This window comes from Micromonospora endophytica (assembly GCF_003236305.1).
Classification (GTDB): domain Bacteria; phylum Actinomycetota; class Actinomycetes; order Mycobacteriales; family Micromonosporaceae; genus Micromonospora; species Micromonospora endophytica.
Genome location: NZ_POTX01000435.1, coordinates 1 through 2,278, shown reverse-complemented (window position 1 = coordinate 2,278; position 2,278 = coordinate 1). Strand labels below are relative to the sequence as shown.

Here is a 2,278-nt window from a genome sequence, read left to right as displayed (position 1 = left end):
GAGGGGAGGGAAGCGGGCGGCCCTCCGTGCTGCCGACACGGAGGGCCGCCTTCACCGGGGGATTATCGGTGGCTTTGAAGTAACGTTAGCGAGGAAGGGACTCTTTGGGAAGAGTGTCCGGTTCGCGCGACTCGGTGGCCGGGGCGTCGGCCTGGGCCCGCACCGGCAGCGCGGCCAGCAGCACCAGGCAGAGCAGCACGTACGTGTTGCGGAGCACGAACTCCCAGGGACTGTTGGTGGGTGTCGGAGCGACGCCGAAGTCGTAGAAGGAGACCACCCCGTACACGATGATCGCCGAGGTGCCGACGGCGAGCGCACTCAGCCGACGGCGCCGGCGGGCCCCGGTGGCGGTGCGCGGATCGGTGCTCAGCACCGCGTCGACCAGGAGCACCACCGCCGGGATGAACCAGTAGATGTGGTGGGTCCAGGTGATCGGGCTGATCAGGGCCGCCACCAGGCCGGTCAGGGTCAGGCCGGTGAGCGGGTCGCCGGCCCGTGACGCCCGTGCCGCTCGCCACAGCCCGTACCCGGCGACGGCCGCGACCAGCGCCAGCCAGACCAGCCGGTTCGGCTCGTCGGGCACGGTGAGCCGGCTGAGCAGGCCGAACAGCGACTGGTTGCCGGTGTAGTCGGTGCGGCCGACCCGGTCGGTGGCCCAGAGTTCGTGGGTCCAGAACCGCCACGAGTCGCCGGGCGCGATCGCGGCGGCGAGCAGGGTCGCGGCGGCGGCGGTCGCGGTCGCCACCGCAGCCGCCCGCCACCGCCGGGTGGCCAGCAGATAGACCACGAAGATGCCCGGGAAGAGCTTGAGCGCCGCCGCGAGGCCGACCCCCACCCCGGCCCAGCGACTGTTTTTGGGTACGGCGAACAGCAGGTCGGCCAGGATCAGCACCACCAGCAGCATGTTGATCTGCCCGAAGGTGATGGTCTCCCGGGTGCTCTCCACGGCCAACACCAGCAGCACCCCCACCACGAGGGTGAACAGGTGGGGCAGGTGATGTCGGCGGATCACCGGGTCGAGCAGCCACTTCGTGGTGACCACCACACCCAGCAGGGTCAACCCGGTGAAGATGGCGACAGTCGCACCCAGCTTGGGCAGGGCGAACGGCAGCAACAGCAGCGCGGCGAACGGGGGATAGGTGAAGAACAGCTCTCCCTGCACCCGGTCGCCCTGGACGTAGTCGTAGAGCGGGTTGCCGGCGAGCCACCAGTCCATCGCCGACATGTAGATCTTCAGGTCGAAGAAGTTGTGGGTCAGTCCGGGCAGGTAGAGCGCCGGCAGCGTCGCCGCCATCGCCAACGCTCCCAGCATCCGCCTCGCCCTGCGGCGACCGGGATCCTCGGCGTCGACGGTGGAGGGTGTGACGGGTTCGGCGGGCACGGGAAAGACCCTAGCGGTCGGTGGCCCCGGCGGCGCGCAGCCACGGGGTGTGGGCTGCGCGTAGGCTGTCCCGGTGGCTGATCTCCTCGTCTGGATCGACTGTGAGATGACCGGTCTCGACCTCGGCAGCGACAAGCTGATCGAGGTCGCGGCACTGGTCACCGACCCTGACCTCAACGTGCTGGGTGAGGGGGTGGACGTGGTGATCCATGCCGACGACGCGGCGCTCGACGCGATGCCGGAGATCGTCCGGACGATGCACGCCAAGTCGGGGCTGACCGAGGAGGTCCGGCGCTCGGTCGTCACCCTGGCCGAGGCCGAGGATCTGGTGCTCGACTACATCACCCAGCACGTCAAGGATCCGCGTACCGCCCCGCTCTGTGGCAACTCGATCGCCACCGATCGCGGCTTCATCGCCCGGGACATGACCCGTCTCGACGCCCACCTGCACTACCGCATGATCGACGTCTCCTCGATCAAGGAGCTGTGCCGCCGCTGGTACCCGCGGGTGTACTTCGGCCAGCCGCAGAAGGGCCTGGCGCACCGGGCGCTGGCCGACATCCGGGAGAGCATCCGCGAGTTGGAGTACTACCGGCGCACCATCTTCGTGCCGCTGCCCGGTCCCGACGTGGAGAGCGCCAAGGCCATCGCGGCCGGCCTCTGACGCGTACGCCGTCGGGCGGGCGGCCGGCCCGCGAACCCGGTGGACGCGGTCGGCGGTGGTGGGGGTATGATTTCTCCGCACCCGCACCGACGAGATCGCTCGGCGCGGCGGGCATGGTGGCTGTAGCTCAGTTGGCAGAGCACCGGGTTGTGGTCCCGGTTGTCGTGGGTTCAATTCCCATCAGTCACCCCACTCGTCAGGCCCCCTCCCCCGAGGGGGCCTGACCCTTTCCC

The 2,278-nt window shown here is 69.7% G+C and carries 2 protein-coding genes and 1 tRNA gene; 2 read left to right on the top strand and 1 reads right to left on the bottom strand.

Going from position 1 to position 2,278, the window contains the following annotated elements; all coding sequences use genetic code 11:
- Positions 1 to 85: 85 nt before the first annotated feature.
- Positions 86 to 1,381 carry a glycosyltransferase family 87 protein gene (locus tag C1I93_RS30210; protein ID WP_111246638.1) on the bottom strand — a complete coding sequence of 432 codons (1,296 nt, stop codon included), beginning with the start codon at positions 1,379 to 1,381 and terminating at the stop codon, positions 86 to 88.
- Positions 1,382 to 1,454: 73 nt separating this feature from the next.
- Between C1I93_RS30210 and orn the strand changes: the two genes are divergently transcribed.
- Both orn and C1I93_RS30200 read left to right on the top strand, forming a co-directional pair.
- Positions 1,455 to 2,045 carry an oligoribonuclease gene (orn, locus tag C1I93_RS30205; RefSeq protein ID WP_111246637.1) on the top strand — a complete coding sequence of 197 codons (591 nt, stop codon included), beginning with the start codon at positions 1,455 to 1,457 and terminating at the stop codon, positions 2,043 to 2,045.
- Between the two features lie 116 nt (positions 2,046 to 2,161).
- Positions 2,162 to 2,237 (top strand) — tRNA-His (locus C1I93_RS30200).
- Positions 2,238 to 2,278 lie beyond the last annotated feature (41 nt).